General features: G+C 70.8%; 17 protein-coding genes. 13 read left to right on the top strand and 4 right to left on the bottom strand.

Translation table 11 applies throughout. The annotated features are described in order from the left end of the window. The 9 genes from ACIBW6_RS08720 to ACIBW6_RS08680 are packed head-to-tail and all read left to right on the top strand — an operon-like array spanning position 1 to position 9,127. Positions 1 to 264, top strand: a complete 264-nt coding sequence (locus tag ACIBW6_RS08720) for an acyl carrier protein (protein WP_399058169.1) — start codon at positions 1 to 3, stop codon at positions 262 to 264. Beyond that, positions 257 to 1,354 (top strand): acyl-CoA dehydrogenase family protein, encoded by a 1,098-nt coding sequence (locus tag ACIBW6_RS08715; protein ID WP_399058167.1) that lies wholly within the window; start codon positions 257 to 259, stop codon positions 1,352 to 1,354. Before ACIBW6_RS08720 ends, ACIBW6_RS08715 begins: the two co-directional genes overlap by 8 nt. Continuing rightward, the gene (locus ACIBW6_RS08710) at positions 1,351 to 2,337 is read left to right on the top strand and encodes a 3-oxoacyl-ACP synthase (RefSeq protein WP_399058165.1); all 987 of its coding nucleotides are present in this window, start codon (positions 1,351 to 1,353) and stop codon (positions 2,335 to 2,337) included. Before ACIBW6_RS08715 ends, ACIBW6_RS08710 begins: the two co-directional genes overlap by 4 nt. Further along, positions 2,337 to 3,407 carry an HAD-IIIC family phosphatase gene (locus ACIBW6_RS08705; protein ID WP_399058163.1) on the top strand — a complete coding sequence of 357 codons (1,071 nt, stop codon included), beginning with the start codon at positions 2,337 to 2,339 and terminating at the stop codon, positions 3,405 to 3,407. Before ACIBW6_RS08710 ends, ACIBW6_RS08705 begins: the two co-directional genes overlap by 1 nt. Then, the gene (locus ACIBW6_RS08700) at positions 3,404 to 4,963 is read left to right on the top strand and encodes an amino acid adenylation domain-containing protein (RefSeq protein ID WP_399058161.1); all 1,560 of its coding nucleotides are present in this window, start codon (positions 3,404 to 3,406) and stop codon (positions 4,961 to 4,963) included. Before ACIBW6_RS08705 ends, ACIBW6_RS08700 begins: the two co-directional genes overlap by 4 nt. Before the next feature lie 33 nt (positions 4,964 to 4,996). Beyond that, on the top strand, positions 4,997 to 6,250 hold the full coding sequence (locus ACIBW6_RS08695; protein WP_399058159.1) for an MFS transporter: 1,254 nt from the start codon (positions 4,997 to 4,999) through the stop codon (positions 6,248 to 6,250). A 9-nt stretch (positions 6,251 to 6,259) separates the two neighbouring features. Then, positions 6,260 to 7,333 carry a MupA/Atu3671 family FMN-dependent luciferase-like monooxygenase gene (locus ACIBW6_RS08690; protein WP_399058157.1) on the top strand — a complete coding sequence of 358 codons (1,074 nt, stop codon included), beginning with the start codon at positions 6,260 to 6,262 and terminating at the stop codon, positions 7,331 to 7,333. Next, positions 7,330 to 8,313 (top strand): 3-oxoacyl-ACP synthase III family protein, encoded by a 984-nt coding sequence (locus ACIBW6_RS08685; RefSeq protein WP_399058155.1) that lies wholly within the window; start codon positions 7,330 to 7,332, stop codon positions 8,311 to 8,313. The genes ACIBW6_RS08690 and ACIBW6_RS08685 overlap by 4 nt, the downstream gene beginning before the upstream one ends. 16 nt (positions 8,314 to 8,329) lie before the next feature. Further along, positions 8,330 to 9,127, top strand: a complete 798-nt coding sequence (locus ACIBW6_RS08680) for a thioesterase II family protein (RefSeq protein WP_399058153.1) — start codon at positions 8,330 to 8,332, stop codon at positions 9,125 to 9,127. A gap of 20 nt (positions 9,128 to 9,147) precedes the next feature. Here the strand turns inward: ACIBW6_RS08680 and ACIBW6_RS08675 are convergent, their stop codons facing one another. Next, positions 9,148 to 10,305, bottom strand: a complete 1,158-nt coding sequence (locus ACIBW6_RS08675; RefSeq protein WP_399058151.1) for a nuclear transport factor 2 family protein — start codon at positions 10,303 to 10,305, stop codon at positions 9,148 to 9,150. A gap of 95 nt (positions 10,306 to 10,400) precedes the next feature. Here ACIBW6_RS08675 and ACIBW6_RS08670 point away from each other — a divergent pair, with 95 nt between their 5' ends. The 3 genes from ACIBW6_RS08670 (at position 10,401) to ACIBW6_RS08660 (ending at position 13,463) form a co-directional block, all read left to right on the top strand. Continuing rightward, positions 10,401 to 11,372, top strand: coding sequence for a LysR family transcriptional regulator (locus ACIBW6_RS08670; RefSeq protein WP_399058149.1), 972 nt, complete (start codon positions 10,401 to 10,403; stop codon positions 11,370 to 11,372). Positions 11,373 to 11,413: 41 nt separating this feature from the next. Next, the gene (locus ACIBW6_RS08665) at positions 11,414 to 12,115 is read left to right on the top strand and encodes a 4'-phosphopantetheinyl transferase family protein (protein ID WP_399058147.1); all 702 of its coding nucleotides are present in this window, start codon (positions 11,414 to 11,416) and stop codon (positions 12,113 to 12,115) included. Positions 12,116 to 12,809: 694 nt separating this feature from the next. Further along, positions 12,810 to 13,463 carry a LuxR C-terminal-related transcriptional regulator gene (locus ACIBW6_RS08660; protein WP_399058145.1) on the top strand — a complete coding sequence of 218 codons (654 nt, stop codon included), beginning with the start codon at positions 12,810 to 12,812 and terminating at the stop codon, positions 13,461 to 13,463. Positions 13,464 to 13,543: 80 nt separating this feature from the next. On the opposite strand, the gene ACIBW6_RS08655 is transcribed toward ACIBW6_RS08660, so the two are convergent. The 3 genes from ACIBW6_RS08655 to ACIBW6_RS08645 all read right to left on the bottom strand — a co-directional run bounded on the left by ACIBW6_RS08655 (position 13,544) and on the right by ACIBW6_RS08645 (position 16,250). Then, positions 13,544 to 14,053: a flavodoxin family protein gene (locus tag ACIBW6_RS08655; protein WP_399058143.1), complete on the bottom strand. Its 510-nt coding sequence runs from the start codon at positions 14,051 to 14,053 to the stop codon at positions 13,544 to 13,546. Next, positions 14,050 to 14,874, bottom strand: coding sequence for a hypothetical protein (locus ACIBW6_RS08650; RefSeq protein ID WP_399058141.1), 825 nt, complete (start codon positions 14,872 to 14,874; stop codon positions 14,050 to 14,052). The genes ACIBW6_RS08655 and ACIBW6_RS08650 overlap by 4 nt, the downstream gene beginning before the upstream one ends. Positions 14,875 to 15,086: 212 nt before the next feature. Further along, positions 15,087 to 16,250: a magnesium and cobalt transport protein CorA gene (locus ACIBW6_RS08645; RefSeq protein ID WP_399058139.1), complete on the bottom strand. Its 1,164-nt coding sequence runs from the start codon at positions 16,248 to 16,250 to the stop codon at positions 15,087 to 15,089. Positions 16,251 to 16,391: 141 nt separating this feature from the next. Here ACIBW6_RS08645 and ACIBW6_RS08640 point away from each other — a divergent pair, with 141 nt between their 5' ends. Continuing rightward, positions 16,392 to 17,573: a winged helix DNA-binding domain-containing protein gene (locus ACIBW6_RS08640; RefSeq protein WP_399058137.1), complete on the top strand. Its 1,182-nt coding sequence runs from the start codon at positions 16,392 to 16,394 to the stop codon at positions 17,571 to 17,573. The last annotated feature ends 4 nt before the right edge of the window (positions 17,574 to 17,577 follow it).

Here is a 17,577-nt window from a genome sequence, read left to right as displayed (position 1 = left end):
ATGAACACCACGACCACTCCGCTGACCGACGAGGCGATCCGCGCGAACCTGACCGAGTTCCTGGCGGCGCGCACCAAGCAGGAGGTCACCCACGATCTCGACCTGTTCGCCACCGGTCTGGTCTCCTCACTGTTCGCGATGGAGTTGCTGACCCACATCGAAGGCGCCTTCAAAGTCACCGTGCCGCCCGAGGAGCTGAAGCTGGACTCCTTCCGCACGGTGGACACCATGACGGCGCTCGTCCTCAGGATCACCAGTGACTGACGCGTCCGACTGGGTGGACGAGCTGGTCGGCGAGCGGGCCGGAGCCTGGGACCTGAGCGGTGAACTCCCCCGTGACCTGGTCCGGGCACTCGGCGTCAAGGGCCTGCTGTGTGCCCAGGTGCCCACCGAGTACGGCGGATCCGGCTGGACGAGCCAGGAGAACGGCGAGTTCACCGCGCACGTCGGCAGCCGCTGCTCCTCCCTGCGCAGTCTGATGACCTCGCAGGGCATGGCCGCCTGGGCCCTCCAGCGGTTCGGCGACACCGGCCAGAAGGTGGAACACCTGTCGGCACTGACGTCGGGCTCGGTCGCCGGGGTCGCCTTCAGCGAGTCCGGCGCGGGCAGCGACCTGTCGGCGATGCGGACCCGTATCGAGGTGGACGGCGACGACGTGCTCGTCACCGGCTCCAAGGTCTGGGTGACCGGGGCCGCCTACGCCGACCGGCTGGTGGTCTTCGGCCGGTACGGCAAGGGCGCGGCCGCGGTGCTGGTCCCCACCGACGCACCCGGTGTCGCCGTCGGGCGTGTCCCCGATCCACTGGGCTGCCGGGCGGCCGGGCACGCCGACGTGACGCTGGACGCGGTGCGGCTGCCCCGCCGGAACCTGCTGGGCGGCGCCGGGCTGCCGCTGGACTGGCTCGTCACGTCGGTCCTGACCTACGGACGGATCTCCGTGGCCTGGGGATGCGTGGGCATGCTGCGCTGCTGCCTGACCGAGACCACAGGACACACGGCGCGCCGCGAGCAGTTCGGCAGTCCGCTGGCCGAACACCAGCTCGTCGCCGGGCACCTGGCCGACCTCCTGACGGCTGAGCACGCCGCGACGCGGTGCTGCGAACACGCCAGCCGGTGCTGGGACGAGAGCAGTGCGGAACTGCCCACCGCCGCGGTGGTCGCCAAGCAGGTCGCCGCCGAGAGCGCGGCCCGGGGCGCGGCCACGGCGGTGCAGTTGCTCGGCTCGGCGGGCAGCCGCGACGGGACGCCGGTGGCCCGGGTGTACCGGGACGCCAAGCTCATGGAGATCATCGAGGGGAGCAGTGAGATATGCCGGCTGCTGCTGGCGCGCCACGCGGTGGCGGTGTGGGCGTGAACACGGACGGGGCCATCGGCCTGGGCCGCACCCGCATCGCGCTGCCGGACAAGCGGGTACCGGTCAAGGAACTGCCGGAGTTCGACGAACTCGACCACGCGGCAGCTGAGTTCGTCACCACGAGCGGTATCGAGACCATCGGCGCGTTCGAGGACCTGACCTCAGGTGAGCTGGCCGCCCGGGTCACTCGCGAGCTGCACGAGGAAGTGCAGCGGGAGGGCGGACCGGACGCGGACGTTCTGCTGCTGGTCGGGCCGCGCGCGCCGGACGTGCTGCTCGGCTCGGACGCCTGCCGGGTGCAGCAAGAGGCGAGCCTGACCTCGGCGTTCGCCTTCACCGTGGACGGCGTCGGTTGCGTCGGGTCCAGCGCCGCGTGGGCGCTCGGCCGTGACCTGCTGCTGGCCGACCCGTCCCGGCGGGGCGTGACGATCGCGCACGCCAGCCGCCCCACCGGAGCCGATCGGGTCCGGTACCCGGTGACGGTCATCGGCGACGGGGCGTACGCCACCACGCTGGTGCGCGGTGGCCGCCCGGTGCTGCGTGCGCACCGGATGGAGACCGACGGGTCCTTCCACGACCTGTTCCGCGTCGACTACAAGCAGGTGCCCTGGTACGAGTGGCGCGAGGAGTGCGCCTCGCCCGACCGCTACCGCTTCGAGCTGGCCATGCACAGCAGGCAGCGGATCGCGCGACTGGTGGACGAGACGCTGGCCGACGCCGGCGCCACCCGGGCGGACGTGAGGACGACGCTGATGCAGAACGTCACAGCCGGCGCCTTCACCTTCTACGAGACCCTGCTCGACCTGCCGATCCATCAGGTCTGCCGGGACCAGCTCGCCACGCTGGGCCACCTCGGGGCCATGGACGTGGTGCTCAATCTCGACCGGCTGCTGGCCACCGGCGGGCTTGCCGAGGGCGACCTGGTGCTGGTCCTCAACAACAGCCCGGTCGCCGCCTGGGCAGTGACCCTGTGGGAGGTTTGATGAAGACCGTCAAGTGTCTCGTCTGGGACCTGGACAACACGCTCTGGCAGGGGACCGTCCTGGAGGACGGGCAGGTCACACTCGACCCGCGGGTCCGGGACGTGATCGTCACGCTGGACGGGCGCGGCATCCTCCACTCGATCGCGAGCAAGAACGACCACGACCTGGCGTGGAAGTGGCTGGAGGAGCTGGGCCTCACCGAGTACTTCGTCCTGCCGGAGATCGGCTGGCACCCCAAGTCGCGGTCGATCCGCCGGATCGCCGACAAGCTCAACTTCGCCGACGCGGTGATGGCGTTCGTCGACGACCAGCCGACGGAGCGCGCCGAGGTCGCCCACCACCTGCCCGAGGTGCGTTGCTTCGACGCGACCCAGGTCCTGGACCTGCCGGACCTGCCGGAGTTCACACCGGCGACCGTCACCGACGAGTCCCAGCAGCGGCGGCTGATCTATCAGTCCGGCTTCGACCGCGAGGCCGCGCGGGAGGATTTCCAGGGACCCGACGAGGACTTCCTGCGCACGCTGGATCTGGAACTGGTGGTCCGCCGCGCGAGCGACACCGATCTGGCACGGGTCGAGGAGCTGACCCTGCGCACCAGCCAGATGAACGCCACCGGCGTGCACTACTCGGACGAGACACTGCGCGACCTGATCGCCGACCCGGGCCACGACGTGCTCGTGGCAAGCATGAAGGACCGCTTCGGGTCGCACGGCTCGATCGGCATCATCCTGCTCGAACGGCACCCCTCGGTGTGGCGGCTGAAGCTGCTGGCCACCTCCTGCCGGGTCGTCTCGTTCGGCGCGGGCGCGGTGCTGCTGCGCTGGCTCATGAGCCGGGCCGCGCTCGCGAACGCGCACCTGGCCGGAGATTTCCGGCGCACCGACCGCAACCGGATGATGGAGGTCGCCTACCGTTTCGCCGGCCTGACCGACCAGAGCTGCGACTGCCTGGGCGAGCTCTCCGACGACCGGGAGACCCCCGACCTCCAGGTGCTCCACGTCGAGCCCGAGGTGTCCGAGCCGCCCACGACCATGCGCCTGATCGTTCCGGAACTGCAGGAGGCCACGTGACCGAGCACGGGACGCTGTACGAGTGGTTCGCCGCTTCCTCGGAGCGGTACCCCGATCACATCGCCGTCGAGGCGGGCGAGATCACCCTGACCTACCGTGAGCTGAGGGACCGCGCCCACGCGGTGGCCGAGCGCATTCTCCGGGTCACCGGTGAACCGCCGCGCCGGGTCGCGCTGCTGGCCGCGCGAGGCGTCACCGCCTTCGCGAGCTATCTGGCCGCGCTGCGGCTGGGTGCGACGGTCGTTCCGCTGAACCCCGGCTATCCCGCCGAGCGCAACCGCCGTAGCCGGTCGCTCGCCCGGCCGGACGTGCTGATCGCCGACGCCGCCGGAGCGGCGCAGCTCACCGCTGAGGACGCCGGCCCCGTCCTGCGGTTCACCGACGAGGAGATCGCGGGCCTGCGGACCGAGGGCGAGCTGCCGCCGCTCACCGCGTCACCGGACGACGTCGCCTACATCCTGTTCACCTCCGGCTCGACCGGCCGCCCCAAGGGCGTGCCGATCCGGCACCGGAACGTGGCTCCGTTCCTGAAGCACAACGTCGCCCGGTTCGAGGTCGGCCCCGGCTGCCGGATGTCGCACACCTTCGACCTGACCTTCGACCCGTCGGTGTACGACCTGTTCGTCGCCTGGTCCGGCGGTGCCACGCTGGTGGTGCCGGGCGGGCAGGACATGCTCACACCGGTCGACTACGTGGCACGCAACGGCCTCACGCACTGGTTCTCCGTGCCGTCCGTGGTGTCGGTCGCAGCCGAGCTGGGCAACCTGCCGGCCGACGGGGCGAGCACCCTGCGGCACAGCGTGTTCATCGGTGAACAGCTCACCGCCGATCAGGCGGCTGCCTGGCAGGCAGTGGCCCCGCAGGCGAAGCTCACCAACGTGTACGGGCCGACCGAACTCACCATCCAGTGCACCGAATACACCCTGCCCGACGACACCGCCTCCTGGCCGGTCACCTCCAACGGGACCATTCCGATCGGCGACGTCTACGGCTTTCTGGAGTTCCTGGTCCTGGACGAGCAGGGCAGGCCCGCCAAGGAGGGGGAGCTGTTCGTCCGGGGCTCGCAGCGGTTCGACGGTTATCTCGATCCGTCCGACAACGAGGGGCGCTTCATCGGCTTCGACCAGGGTCGCGCGGTCCTGGAGGTCGAGCACCTGACGCCCGGCCACTACTACAGGACCGGTGACCGCGTCCGGTACGAGGACGGCACCCTCGTACATCTCGGCCGGTCCGACAACCAGGTGAAGGTGCGCGGCTACCGGATCGAGCTGGGCGAGATCGAGGCCGCGCTGCGCAAGCACCCCGAGATCGGGCAGGCCGTCGTCGTCGCGATCCGCGACGGCGGCGAGACCCGGCTGGTCGGCTGTTACACCGGCTCTCCGCTCGAACGGGGGGCGCTGGTGCGCTGGTTGCGCAGACGCGTGCCCGTCCACATGGTCCCCCGGCTGCTGCACCACCTGGACGCCCTTCCGTTGAACGCCAACGGCAAGATCGATCGAGGCCGGGTGCGGGAGCTGGTGACCGAGCACGGGAGCACCGTCCAAGCCTCGCGTTGACGGGCAGCAGATCGAACGGAGAGTCACGCGCGCATGCCATTCCTCACCGAGTTCCTCCGTGAGACCATCCCACCGGCGGGCATCGTCAGGCTGCTCAGCCTGAGCAACCTGGCCAAGACCGCCGGCCACGGGATCCTGATGTCGGTCAGTGTCCTGTACTTCACCCGGACCGTGGACATCCCCGCCGACCAGGTCGGTCTCGCGCTCAGCCTCGGCGCGGCCGTCGGGATGCTGGGCAGCGTCCCGTCCGGTCATCTCGCCGACCGGTTCGGGCCGCGGTCCGTCACCATCGTCTGCCTGTTCCTGCTGGGCGTGTTCGCCGCCGGGTACGCGCTGGTGACCGGGTTCGTCGGGCTGATCGTGGCGGTCAGCCTGGCGCTGATGGCCGAGACCGCGACCGACGCGGCACGGGGTGCGCTCGTCGCGGGGCTGATCCCGCCGGACGAGCGGGTCCGCACCTTCTCGTACATGCGGTCGGTGGCCAACATCGGCATCGGTGTGGGGGCCATGGCGGGCGGCGTCGCGCTCTACTTCGACACCAGAACGGTCTACCTCGGCGTGCTCGTCCTCGGGGGAGTGCTGTTCCTCATCTCGGGGGCCGCCTACTTCGCCGTGCCCTCGGTCCCGGCGACGGCCCAGAAGGGGGAGCGGCGCACGGCGGTCCTGCGCGACCGCCCGTACGTGCTGCTGGCGCTGCTCAACACCCTGCTCGTCATGCACATCACGATCCTCACCGTCGCGCTGCCGATCTGGATCACCACGCAGACCTCCAGCCCCGCCTGGACCTACTCGGTGGCGTTGATCATCAACACCGCGATGGTGGTGCTGCTCCAGGTCCGGGTGAGCAGGGGCAGCGAGCGCGCGGCGGGCGGAGGCCTGGCGTTGCGGCGCGCCGGATTGGCGCTCGCGGCCTGCTGCGCGCTGTTCGCGCTGATGCAGGGGCGGTCGCTGTGGCTGGCGCTGCTGTTGCTGGCCGTCGGGCTGCTGGCGCACACGATGGGCGAGATGCTGCAGGGCGCCGGGCAGTGGTCGGTGTCGTTCTCGCTGGCCCCTGACCACGCGCAGGGCCAGTACCAGGGCTTGTTCGCCATGTCCGTGCAACTCGGCACCGTCGCGACCCCGGCCCTGGCCACCTACCTACTGACCCACTTCGCCTGGGCGGGGTGGTTGCTGCTGGCCTTGCCGCTGATCTCGGCGGGACTGGCCGCGCCGCTCGCCGTGCACTGGGCCGAGGGGACCAGGGACCGGTTCGCCCCGAGACGGACGGTTCCCGAGACAACCAGCTAGGAGCCAATTGTGGACTTCAGTCTGTTCTACTTCGCCAACGACAGCCGCGAGTTCGAGGGCAACCGCTACCAACTGCTGCTGGACGGAGCGAGGTTCGCCGATCAGAACGGCTTCTCGGCCGTATGGACTCCGGAACGGCACTTCCACCCGTTCGGCGGCCTGTACCCGAACCCCGCGGTGACCGGGGCGGCCGTGGCAGCGGTGACCGAGCGGATCCAGATCCGGGCGGGCAGCGTGGTCTCCCCGCTGCACCACCCGCTGCGGATCGCCGAGGAGTGGGCGGTGGTGGACAACATCTCCGGCGGCCGCGCCGGGGTCTCCTTCGCCTCGGGGTGGAACGCGGCCGACTTCGTGCTCGCCCCCGGCAATTACGAGGACCGCCACCGGCTCGTCCGCGAGCACGTGGAGCAGGTCCGGGCACTCTGGCGTGGCGAGACGATGTCCCTGACGGACGGAGTCGGAACGCAACGGGACGTGGCCGTCTACCCGCAACCGGTCCAGCGCGAGCTGCCCGTCTGGGTGACCAGCGCGGGCAGCGTCGACACCTTCCGTGCCGCCGGGCGGCTCGGTGCCGGCGTGCTCACCCACTTGCTGGGCCAGGAGCCGGAGGAACTGGCGGTGAAGATCACCGCCTACCGCGAGGCGCTGGCCGAACGGCCAGGCCACGACGGCTGGAACGGGCACGTCGCGCTGATGGTGCACACCTTCCTGGGTGACGACGAGGCGGAGGTGAAGGAGCAGGTCCGGGGGCCGCTGTCGGACTACTTGGGAAGCTCGCTCAGGATGCTGCTGGGCGCCCGGTACGACGGTGCGCGGATGGTCGATCCGAAGAAGCTGTCCGCGGCGGACACCGAGTTCATCATCGGTCGCGCCTTCGAACGGTACTTCGAGAGCGGTGGCCTCCTGGGCACCGTGGACAGGGCCGCGCGGAACGCCGCCGGTTTCGCCGCGCTCGGCGTGGACGAGATCGCCTGCCTGATCGACTTCGGACTGCCGCACAAGGCGGTGCTGGCCGGACTGGACCTGCTGGGAGACGTCAGGAGACGGATCGCCACCGGATCGCCGACGGGAGAACGACCGTGAGCGGCATTGTCGACTTCGCCTACGTGCTGCCGAGCGGCAGGGCCAGGGCGCAGGACCTGTCCCGCTCCTCGGGCCTGCCGGTGGACCAGATCCAGCGGATCTGCGTCACTCCGGAATGGCCCGTGCTGGCCCCCGGTGAGCAGCCGTGGGATCTGGCCATCCGGGCGGCCCGCACGATGCTGGACCGGTCCGGGGTCGCCCCGGCCACGATCGGCAAGGTCATCTACGCCGGCTCGGGCGAGTGGGAGCCCGCGTTCTGGTCGCCGGCCGCCAAGGCCGCCGATGCGCTGGGCATCCGTGAGGCGCACTGCATGGAAGTGGTCAACTTCTGCAACTCCGCTGCGCCCGCGCTGCAACTCGCGTGCGACGAGACGACGTTGGGGCGCAGCGAGTACGTCCTCGTCCTGCTGGGCGACCGGCTCAGCCAGCTCGTCGACCACGAGGACCCCGAGTCCAAAGCGCTGTTCAACTTCGCCGACGCGGCAGCCGCCGTGCTGGTGGGGCGGGAGCGGAGCGAGTTCGAGATCCTGCACGCGCAGCTGCGTACCGACGCCTCCTGGGCGGACTACTACTCCGCGGACCGTGAGGACTTCGTCACCCGGGTGCGCCGGCGGGGACGCCGCTCCGGTCTGCGCGCGGCCTATCTGAAGAACCTGGCCGAGCTGGTGGATCTGACGCTCGACGCCCTCGGCCAAAGCCGGAAGGACGTGGCGCACCTGCTCATCAACCAGACCGACAGGTCGATGCACGAGGAACTGCTCTCCGACCTCGGCATCGCGCCGGAACGCAGTGTCTTCAACTACCACCGTTACGCGCACCAGGGCCCCGCGGACACCTTCATCGCCCTCGCCGACCTGAAGGACGAAGGACGGCTGCACGCGGGCGATCTGATCCTGCTCTGTACGAGCGGCGTGGGCTTCAGCTGGGGTGTCACGGCTGCGGAGTACCGGCCAGGGCCGACCGCGACGCCGAGGACCTGACAGGAGACGCGACGACATGATCCTGGAACCGGGGGTGACGGACCTGCGGCGGTGGCCGGCAGCCGCGTCCGCACTGCGCGCGGGGGAGCCGAGCGCGGACCCGGCCCGGTTCACCCTGGTGTTCCTGCATCACGCAGGGGGTTCGTCCGGGGCCTTCACCCCGTTCGTCCCGTTCTTCCCGGCCGACTGGAACATGCTCTCCGTCGACCTGCCCGGCCGGATGATGACCAGGGGGCAGCGGGCCTGCCGCACCTCCGGCCAGGCACTCGACTTCCTGCTGCCCAGGTTGCGGCCCCTGCTGGACGGCCCCTTCGCCGTGTTCGGGCACAGCATGGGTGCGCTGATCGCGTTCGAGGCGGCCCGGGAGCTGTCCCGTGAGGCCGTGCCGCCGGTCTGGGTGGGGCTCTCCGGGGCCGCGGTTCCCGGGAGCGGTCCCGACCGGGCGCAGCGCCATTCCTGGTCACGGGAGCGGCTGACCGCCTTCATGCGGAGACTGGGCGGCACCCCTGACTCGGTCTTCGCGATGCCGGACGTGCTCGACGTGATGATGCGCGTGCTCCGTGACGACCTGGCGATCGTGGACACGTACCGGAGACACCCCGGCCCGCCCCTGCACGTTCCGGTCTCGGTGTTCACCGGGCAGAACGACCCGGTGGCGCCGCCGGGGGCGGCCGCTCCCTGGAGCGAGCAGACGACAGCCCGGACCACGACACACTCATGGCCGGGCGGCCACTTCTACCTGTTCGACCATGTGGAGGCGGTGAGCTCCGCCATCCTGCGGGACATCGACGCCGCCCGTCTTGCGTCTCGCTGAGACCACGGGGCTCCCGCCGGTCAGGAGTGCCGGTGGTACGCCTTGTTGGCGATGCGCCAGCCGCCGTCGGCCCGTACCAGCAGGAAGATGTCGGTGAACGTGTCCGCGCCGTGCCAGAGCGTCATGGTCGCCGTCGCGATGGTGTCGTGGACGTCGACGGTGTCGATACGGCGCGAGCGGGCCGGCTCGTCCGGGGCCGGCCGACCGTTGAAGAGAGTGCAGTACTGGTCCAGTGGCCAGGAGACGAACACGCCGTCCCGAAGCCCCTCGATGTGAGCGCTGGGCAGGAACGCGTCGCGGAAGTGGGCGGGGTCACCGGTGGCGTGTCCGCGGATGTAGGCGCGCAGCGGCTCAAGTACGGCGTCGTCCACGGCGGGGGCGGTGGCGGCGACGGCGATGTCGGCCTCGGGGCCGGCAGGACTCTCGGCCAGGTCGGCAGCGCTGCGCACGGGGACGTCGGAGGCGGCGGCCAGCAGGGCCATGTCCTTGGCCAGCGCACCGATGGTGAACGTCGCCGGGGCGGCCTCGGTGGGCTCGCCGGTGAGGAAGGGGCGCTTACGCGCCACGAGCCCGCCGAGCTGGCCGAGTTCCAGCACGTCCAGCGCTTCGGCGCGCGGCAGACCCAGGGCGTCGGCCTGCCGCAGCGCGTCGCGCACCGCGAGGACGGCGCCGGCGAGGCTGTTGTTGGCGACCAGCTTGAGCGCGGCGGCCGTGGCGGCGTCGTCGACCGGCCGTACGGTGCCCAGCGCCTCCAGAACGGGCCGGGCCCGGTCGAGCGCGCCCTGGTCGGCGGCGGTGAGGATGTGCAGGGAACCGGCGGCGGCGGCCGGCGCCGACCCGAGCACGGGCGCGTGTACGTAGGAGGCACCGAGGTCTTGGGCCAGTCCCGCGGCCTCGTCGGGCGCGATGGTGCTGATGTTGAGGACGACGGTGTCCGCGCGCAGCGAGTCGCGGACCTGGTCGAGGACCTGCCGGCAGGCCGGACCGTCGAACAGGGCAAGAAGGACGATGCCGGCCTTCGCCACGGCGTCGTTCGGGTCGTCGGCCGTCGCGACGCCGTCTGCCGGGCGCCCGGAGCGCGTCCAGCCGACAACGTCCCAGTCCTGGTCGGCGAGGCGTGTCGCCACAGCGGTACCCATGCGTCCGAGGCCGAGGACGGCGATCGTCTGTGCGGTCATGCGCACCAGCCTGGGGTACCGGACGAGCCCCGACAAGCGCAGACCTCGCAGGGCAGCGATGCGGAACTCGCATACCGGGCAGGCATACTCGTGTCATGGCACTAACAGCGTGGCGGACGTTCGTGACGGTGTGCCGGCTCGGGTCGCTCTCGGCGGCGGCCGTCGAGCTCGGTTACACGCAGTCAGCCGTCTCCCGGCAGATCGCGGGGCTGGAGCGCCAGGCCGGGGTGCCGCTCATCCAGCGGCATGTGCGCGGGGTGCGCCCGACGCCTGCCGGTGAGGTCTTCCGCCACCACGCCCTGGCCACGCTCGACGAGGCCGACCGCGCCCTGCGCGCCATCCGGGACGTGCGCCACGGGGCGCTCGGCCGGCCGCTGGTCGTCGGCGCGACGCCGTCGCTGGCCGCCGAGATCGTGCCCGCGGCGATCCGCCGCCTGCTGGACGCCGGCGGGCCCCTGCGATGGAACCTCGTGCCCGGGCTGAGCCCGGAGCTGCACGACCGCGTGACCGCCGGAAGCCTCGACGTCGCCGTCGTCACCGACGCGCCACCGGGGCTGCCCCACGACACGCGTGTCGAACGACGATTCCTCGGGATGGACGAGATGGTCGTCGTGCTGCCCCTCGGCCATCCCCGATCCGGGCGCGGTCCCGTACCCGTGCAGGCGCTGGCCGACGAGACCTGGGTCGAGGACAACGACGGCTCGGCGTCGCTGCTGCGCCAGCACGCCGCCCGTGCCGGCGTCACCCCTCGCATCGACCTCACCGCGGCCGATCTGCTCGGCAAGACGGCCCTGGTCGCGACCGGCCACGCCATCGCCCTGATACCCGGAGTGCTGACGCGCGCGCTGCGGACCGACGTCACCACGGTGGCTCTCGTCGATCCTCCGACCCGCGGCATCTACGCGATCGCGCCACGTCGCGATCCGCACCCTTCCGCGGCGCCTCTGCTCGACCAACTCGCGGCCGCCTTCGGTCCGGTTCCACCGGCCCAGGGGGCGCACCGGCCCTCCGGCCCGGACGCCGACACCGCCGCGCCCGCCTTCCACGGCGGCAGTGTCTCCCGGTGATGCCCGTGTGACCGCTTGCCTATGCTGTACGGGTGCCAGCCATGCCGTTCGCGAAAGAGCCCGTCGCGTTCTCGTTGACCAGGCCACCGGTGCGGCCGCGGACGCCCTCGGTGTGGATAGCCGACGCCGAGCGGGACGGAGACCTGGCCGCCCGGCTCGCGCCGACCGTGCTGGACGAGGACGAACTCGCCCGCGCGGCTGCCTTCCGCCGCGTGGAGGACCGACTCACCTACGTGCTCGCTCATGTGGCCCTGCGTCAGCTGCTCGCCGCGGCCACGGGACGCTCCCCCCGTGCGGTGCGCCTGGTGCGCGATCCTTGCCCCGGCTGCGGCGGCCCGCATGGACGACCCTCCCTCGCCGAGGGTTCCGGCTCCGTACACTTCTCCCTCTCCCACAGCAGTCCGATGGTGCTGCTGGCGCTGTCCTCGACGCCGGTGGGTGCGGACATCGAACGCCTGCCGCAGCTGCCGGCCGTCGCCGGCGTAGGGCGGCTGTTGCATCCGAGGGAGACCGCCGAACTCCGGGCCCGGGACGCCACGGCCGGCCCACGCGCCTTCGCCCGGGTCTGGACCCGCAAGGAGGCCTATCTCAAGGGCCTGGGCGTCGGGGTGGCAGGGGACTTGTCCCGCGACTACCTCGGTACCGGGGAGCACCCCGCGCAGGCACCCGTCGGCTGGAGCATCTGGGACATCGCCGCGCCTGACGGGTTCGCCGCCGCTGTAGCTGTGCAAAGCACCCCGTGATCTTGATGTGAACTCGCCTTTTACGCTTTCGGTGGTGCGCCTCCGGGACGGCTCGTCTGTGTCAGCTCCGCGACACCACGAATTCAACCCCGGCCGTTAGTTGAGACCTTCCCTTCGATAAGCCGTTCCTATATCGTGATCTCGGGCTTCTCGGCTCGACCTGATGCTGTGCGCTATTGGTGAAGTGCTGATTCCAGCCGCCGACGCCAGACCGCTCAAGTGGGCGCTCTGCTCGGCGGTGGGGTTTGTGAAACTAATATGGGGGGCATGACGTGGGGCACCTGTATCACCTTTTCGATCATCAAATCGATGCCAACGCTGGATTGACCGTCGTCGACAGCGCCCCCGCGTGGATGCGACGCGCCCAGCACCTGGAACGAAACCAACATGTCGACGCGCAGACCGTGAACGCTGAGGAACTGTCCACCTCGGAGGAGTGACAGTGGCCCGCGCTGTAGCCGCCGAAGCTCTGTGAGCTTCGCGATCCGGTCGAAGGGGCCCGGGTCGGAGGTAGCGGCTCTCATTCCGGCTGTCGCGCGAGTTCTCGTGTACCTGGGATTCGGTGGCGACGGGCTGTGCCGTGGTGTGGCACCGTCCTGACCTACGACCTGCACCGCGCCGCCCGTTTCCCGGCGACTGCGCCACGGAACAGGGCAGCACGTCTGAGTAAGTCAAGTGAGGGATCGACGCCGTCATGCAGGTGAAAGAGAATGTCGACGTATCGGAAGCGGAACCGTTAGTCGGGGTCTTGGAAGATCGTCTGCCGTGCGCCCGACAGACGCTTATCGCGGTGGCGGACCGTGAGGCGGCCTGGTGGGACACCGTCCAGCACTCGCTGCGTGCCACAGCGGGAGGCGGCGGTACTCTCCCCCGGGTCCGCGTCCTGTGCGATCACATCCCCCGGAGGGCTTTCGAGTCCCGCGATCCGCAGAGCGGTCTGCAGATACGCCTCGTCGATGAAGTTCCCACCCAATTCGCGGTGTTCGACCGAGAGGTCGCGTTCACTCTCGTCGGCAGCGCATCGGTCGAGGCGCGAGAGGAAGCCGTCGTCGAGTCGCTGGCGAACCATTTCGATTCGATGTGGCGGGGCGGTCGATTACCGACCGGACCGTCGGTCCCGGGCGCCGGAAGAGGAAAATGGGCCGACGATGTGCAAATCACCATCATGGAGCGGCTGGTGAAGGGTGACACGGAGGACAAAATAGGCAGGAGCCTTGGAATGAGCCGGCGGACGGTCGCTGCCCACGTGGCGCGGATCTCTCGTCGGCTGGGCAGCACCAGTCGGACTCAGCTCGGCTATCTCATCGCCCAGAGCCATCTTCTTGATTCATTCGACCTCACTGACTGAGCGGCGGCGCTGTCCCTACCGTTCGGCAGGGGCCGGCCGCGAGCCGGCCGGCCTCGGGTGGTCCCGGTCGCACTCGTTGCTCAACGAAGGTGATGGTCGCCGACCAGTGCGCCACTCCACTCCATGCCGAGGTAGGCGGCCGACTTGCTGAGCATGTCGATCATGGGGCGCGTGTCATCGAGGTCCTTGCCCGTGGACAGTGTGCACACGGCCCAGAGCCGCTTGCCCTTCATGCGCTCCCTGAAGCCGACGCCCTCCAGCTCCAGCCAGCGCCCCCAGTAGTCGAGGTAGCGCTTGGCCGACGCCGAGACGCTGTACCAGTACAGCGGTGACACGATGACGAGGTCGCTCGCTCCGAGCGTGGCCTTGAGCAGCCGCGACTCGTTCTCGCCCGGAGGGACCGTCCCACTCCCGTCGCCGCGGTGGTCGACGAAGTCCGGCAGCGTGAGGTCGGCCAGCCGGAGCCACCGCTGAGCGGCGGCGGGCGGGAGATCCGCGGCGAACTTCCGGGCCAGCTCCTCGGTCCGGCCGCCGGCGCGGTGACTGGCCAGGACGAACAGGAAGTCGCGGGTGTCCGCCTGCGTTGTCACCGGCTCCCCGCCTGCAGTCGGGCTGCCGCGTGCAACTCGTCGCCGTAGTCGATCGCGCCTCCGAGCTTGGCGTACCGGCGCTTGGCGCGGCCGGACGTCCGGGAGAGGACGGTGATGCTGTTCTGCATCAGCTTCTGTGATTCCAGCAGGTTCAGCACCTCCAGCTCACCGGGGTGCCGGCGCTGGTACTCGGCGATGTAGCGCAGCACTGCTTCGCCCTCCGGATACGTCATGAGGTAGTGCATGACCACCACCCCACCGTCCGGGTCGACCAGGTCCATCAGGTGGTCGAAGAAGTACAGGCACTCCCAGGCGTCCACCCAGGCGAAGTCGATGGGGCGGAAGTCGGCCGGGAGATGGTCGGCCAGCTCCTTGAGATCGGCGTTCACCACGGTGACCGAGTCTTCGAGCGCCAGCTCCTTGAGCACCTCCGTCACCCGGCCGGCGGAAGAGTCAGGGTCCAGGAGGTTGTCCACGACCGCCAGACGCGGCTCGTACGGTTCGGTGTGGGCGGCAGGCGTCACCAGCGGGGGATCGGCGAGCAGCCAGGAGTCGTCGAGTTGACCCGCGTCCGAGAGGTGGCGGCGGGTCTTCTCGGAGAGGGACTCCGCTTCGGTCCGGACGACCTCCCGGAGGTCGGCCAGCTCAGCCGCCAGGAACGGCGTCGTGTAGCCCATGCCGACCTCCAGCACCCGACGTGGCCGGAGCAGCCGGACCAGGTGGGCGAGGAGGGGGGCCACCACATCGGTCCCCATCTCCGGCACGCTCAACCGCGAGGCGGCCGCCTGGAACTCGGGCCGGAAGATGCGTGGGATCGTCATGCTCCCCCTCCGACCGGAGTCGGCGCGTGGGAAGGACTCTCAAAGGTGAACTTCACAGCTTGCCTCTCGTGGTCGGCGAAGGTGTTCCGAGATCCTTGCAGCGGCTCTGGGGCCGCACAACGGATTGCCGCCGACACAAACGTGCGAGTTTCCGCCTCGGGACCCGGCGCGTACCTCGCGCGCCGTGGTGGGGCCGTGCTCCGGCGCCACCGTCAGAGCCAGTCCTTGCGCTTGAAGATGACGTACAGGCTGACGCAGACGATGGCCATCAGGGTGATCGCGAACGGGTAGCCGAGCACCCAGTGCAACTCCGGCATGTGGTCGAAGTTCATGCCGTAGATCGTGCCGACGAGGGTCGGGGCGAACAGGATCGCCGCCCACGACGAGATCTTCTTGATCTCCTCGTTCTGTTCGAACCCCGCCTCCGCCAGCGCCCGCATCTCCGCGTTCTGCTGCTGGGTCACCAGCGTCGCGTTGACCGTGAGGATGTCGGTGAGGGCCTGGCGGAAGCCGTCGACGCGTTCGCTGGTGTGGGTGACGTGGTCGGCGACGTCGCGCAGGTAGCGCTGGAGCTCCTCGTCCGTGCCGTACTTCGCGAAGCCCGCCATCAGGGCGTGCAACATGCCGACCAGGGGGCGCGTGGCGCGCTGGAACTCCACCATTTCGCGGGAGAGTTCGTAGATGCGGCGGGAGACCTCGGGGGCGCCGGAGAAGACCTCCGTCTCGATCTCGTCGATGTCGTTCTGGACCCCGTCGACGACCGGCGCGTAGCCGTCCACGACCGCGTCGAGGATCGCGTACAGGATCGCCTCGGGGCCCAGGCCGAGGAGGTCGGGGCTGGCCTCCATGCGGTGTCGCACCGCCGTGAGGTCGGGGGCGGCGCCGTGCCGGACCGTGATGACGAAGTCCGCGCCGACGAACACGTGCAGCTCCCCGAAGTCGACCTCCTCGGGCGCGTCCAGGTAGCGGGCCGCGCGCAGGACCACGAAGAGCGTCTCCCCGTAGCGTTCCAGCTTCGGGCGCTGGTGCGCCTCCAGCGCGTCCTCCACCGCCAGCTCGTGCAGGTCGAACTCGGCTGCCAGCGACTTGAGTTCGGACTCCGTCGGACGGGCCAGGCCGATCCAGGCCACCGTCCGCGGGTGCTCGTGCAGCTGCCGGTAGGTGTCGGTGAGCGTGTCGGGGCTGGCCACCCGCAGCCCGTCCCGGTACAGCGCCGTGTGGACGACGCTGCCTGCCGGCTCCTGCTCGGGCGGCGCGTCGGGGGAGGGCTCCGTGGGCGGCTGCGCCGCCGGGGCCGGTGCCGCGCCCCGCCGCCAGGTGTAGCGGCGCGCTCCGCCGCGCCGGTCCCGGCCGGGCCGCTCCTGCCGTCGCGGCATCGCCGCCTCCTTCCGCCGTCGGGTCCCGGGCAGCGTAACCAGCGAGAGTGCCGCCGCCGGGCAGCGTAACCAGCGAAGTCGTCACCGCCCGGCAGCGGCATGACGGGCACCTGCCGCCCGCCCGCCCGCTACCTTCGCCCTATGACGACGAAGCCGCTGACCGCCCGCGCCCTCGGCCGGGCCACCCTGGAGCGCCAACTACTGCTGCGGCGGGCCCCGATGGGTGTGACGGACGCCGTCGCCCACCTCGTCGGGCTCCAGGCGCAGGAGGTCCGGCCGCCCTACGTCGCGCTCGCCGCCAGGATCGACGGCTTCCGCCCCGGCGCGCTGTCGAGCGCCCTGGAGGAGCGGGCCGTGGCCCGGCTCGTCACGCTGCGGTCCACGATCCATCTGCACACCGCCGACGACTGCATGACGCTCCGTCCCCTCGTACAGCCCGCGCGCGACCGCGAGCTGCACATGTTCCGCAAGGGGCTCACCGGGGTGGACCTGCCGCGCCTGGCCGTCCTGACCCGGGAGTACGTCGAGGCGGAACCCCGTACCCCGAAGGAACTGCGCGAACTGCTCCTGAAGGAGTGGCCCGACGCCGATCCGCAGTCCCTGTCGACCGCCGCCCGCTGTTCGCTGCCCCTCGTCCAGGTCACCCCGCGCGGCCTGTGGCGCCGCAGCGGCGGGGTGCGGCTGACCACCGCCGAGCACTGGCTACGACGGCCGGCCTCGCCCGTGACAGCGGCCGCGCCCGTGACCCCGGCCCCGCACACACCCCCGGCTCCCGACACCGCCCCGGCCGCCCCCGCCCCCGACGCCACCGTCCTCCGCTACCTCCGCGCCTTCGGCCCCGCCTCCGTCAAGGACTTCCAGCAGTGGGCCGGGCTCACCCGCACCAAGGAGGCCTTCGAGCGGCTGCGGCCCCGGCTCGTGACGTTCCGCGACGAGCACGGCGTCGAACTGTTCGACCTGCCCGACGCGCCGCGCCCCGACCCGGACGCACCGGCGCCGCCCCGGCTCCTCCCGAGCTTCGACAACCTGCTGCTCTCCCACGCCGACCGCACCCGCGTGGTGCGCGAGGCCGACCGCGGCCGCGCCTGGCAGGGGAACGTGGCCTACGCGACCTTCCTCGTCGACGGCCTCCTCGCCGGGCTGTGGTCGCTCCAGGAGAACGGCGCGGACGGCAGCTCCCTCACCCTGGAGCCCTTCGGTGACCTCGCCCGCGCCCCGCGCGACGAGCTGGTCGCCGAGGCCGAGCACACCGCCGCCGTCCTGGAGGCGCCCGGCCCGGTCTCCGTCGACTTCGGCACCGTACGCAGGCAGCCCGCACGCTGATCCC

This window comes from Streptomyces sp. NPDC049813, from assembly GCF_044465085.1.
Taxonomy (GTDB): domain Bacteria; phylum Actinomycetota; class Actinomycetes; order Streptomycetales; family Streptomycetaceae; genus Streptomyces.
This window is presented reverse-complemented; position numbering and strand designations above follow the sequence as displayed.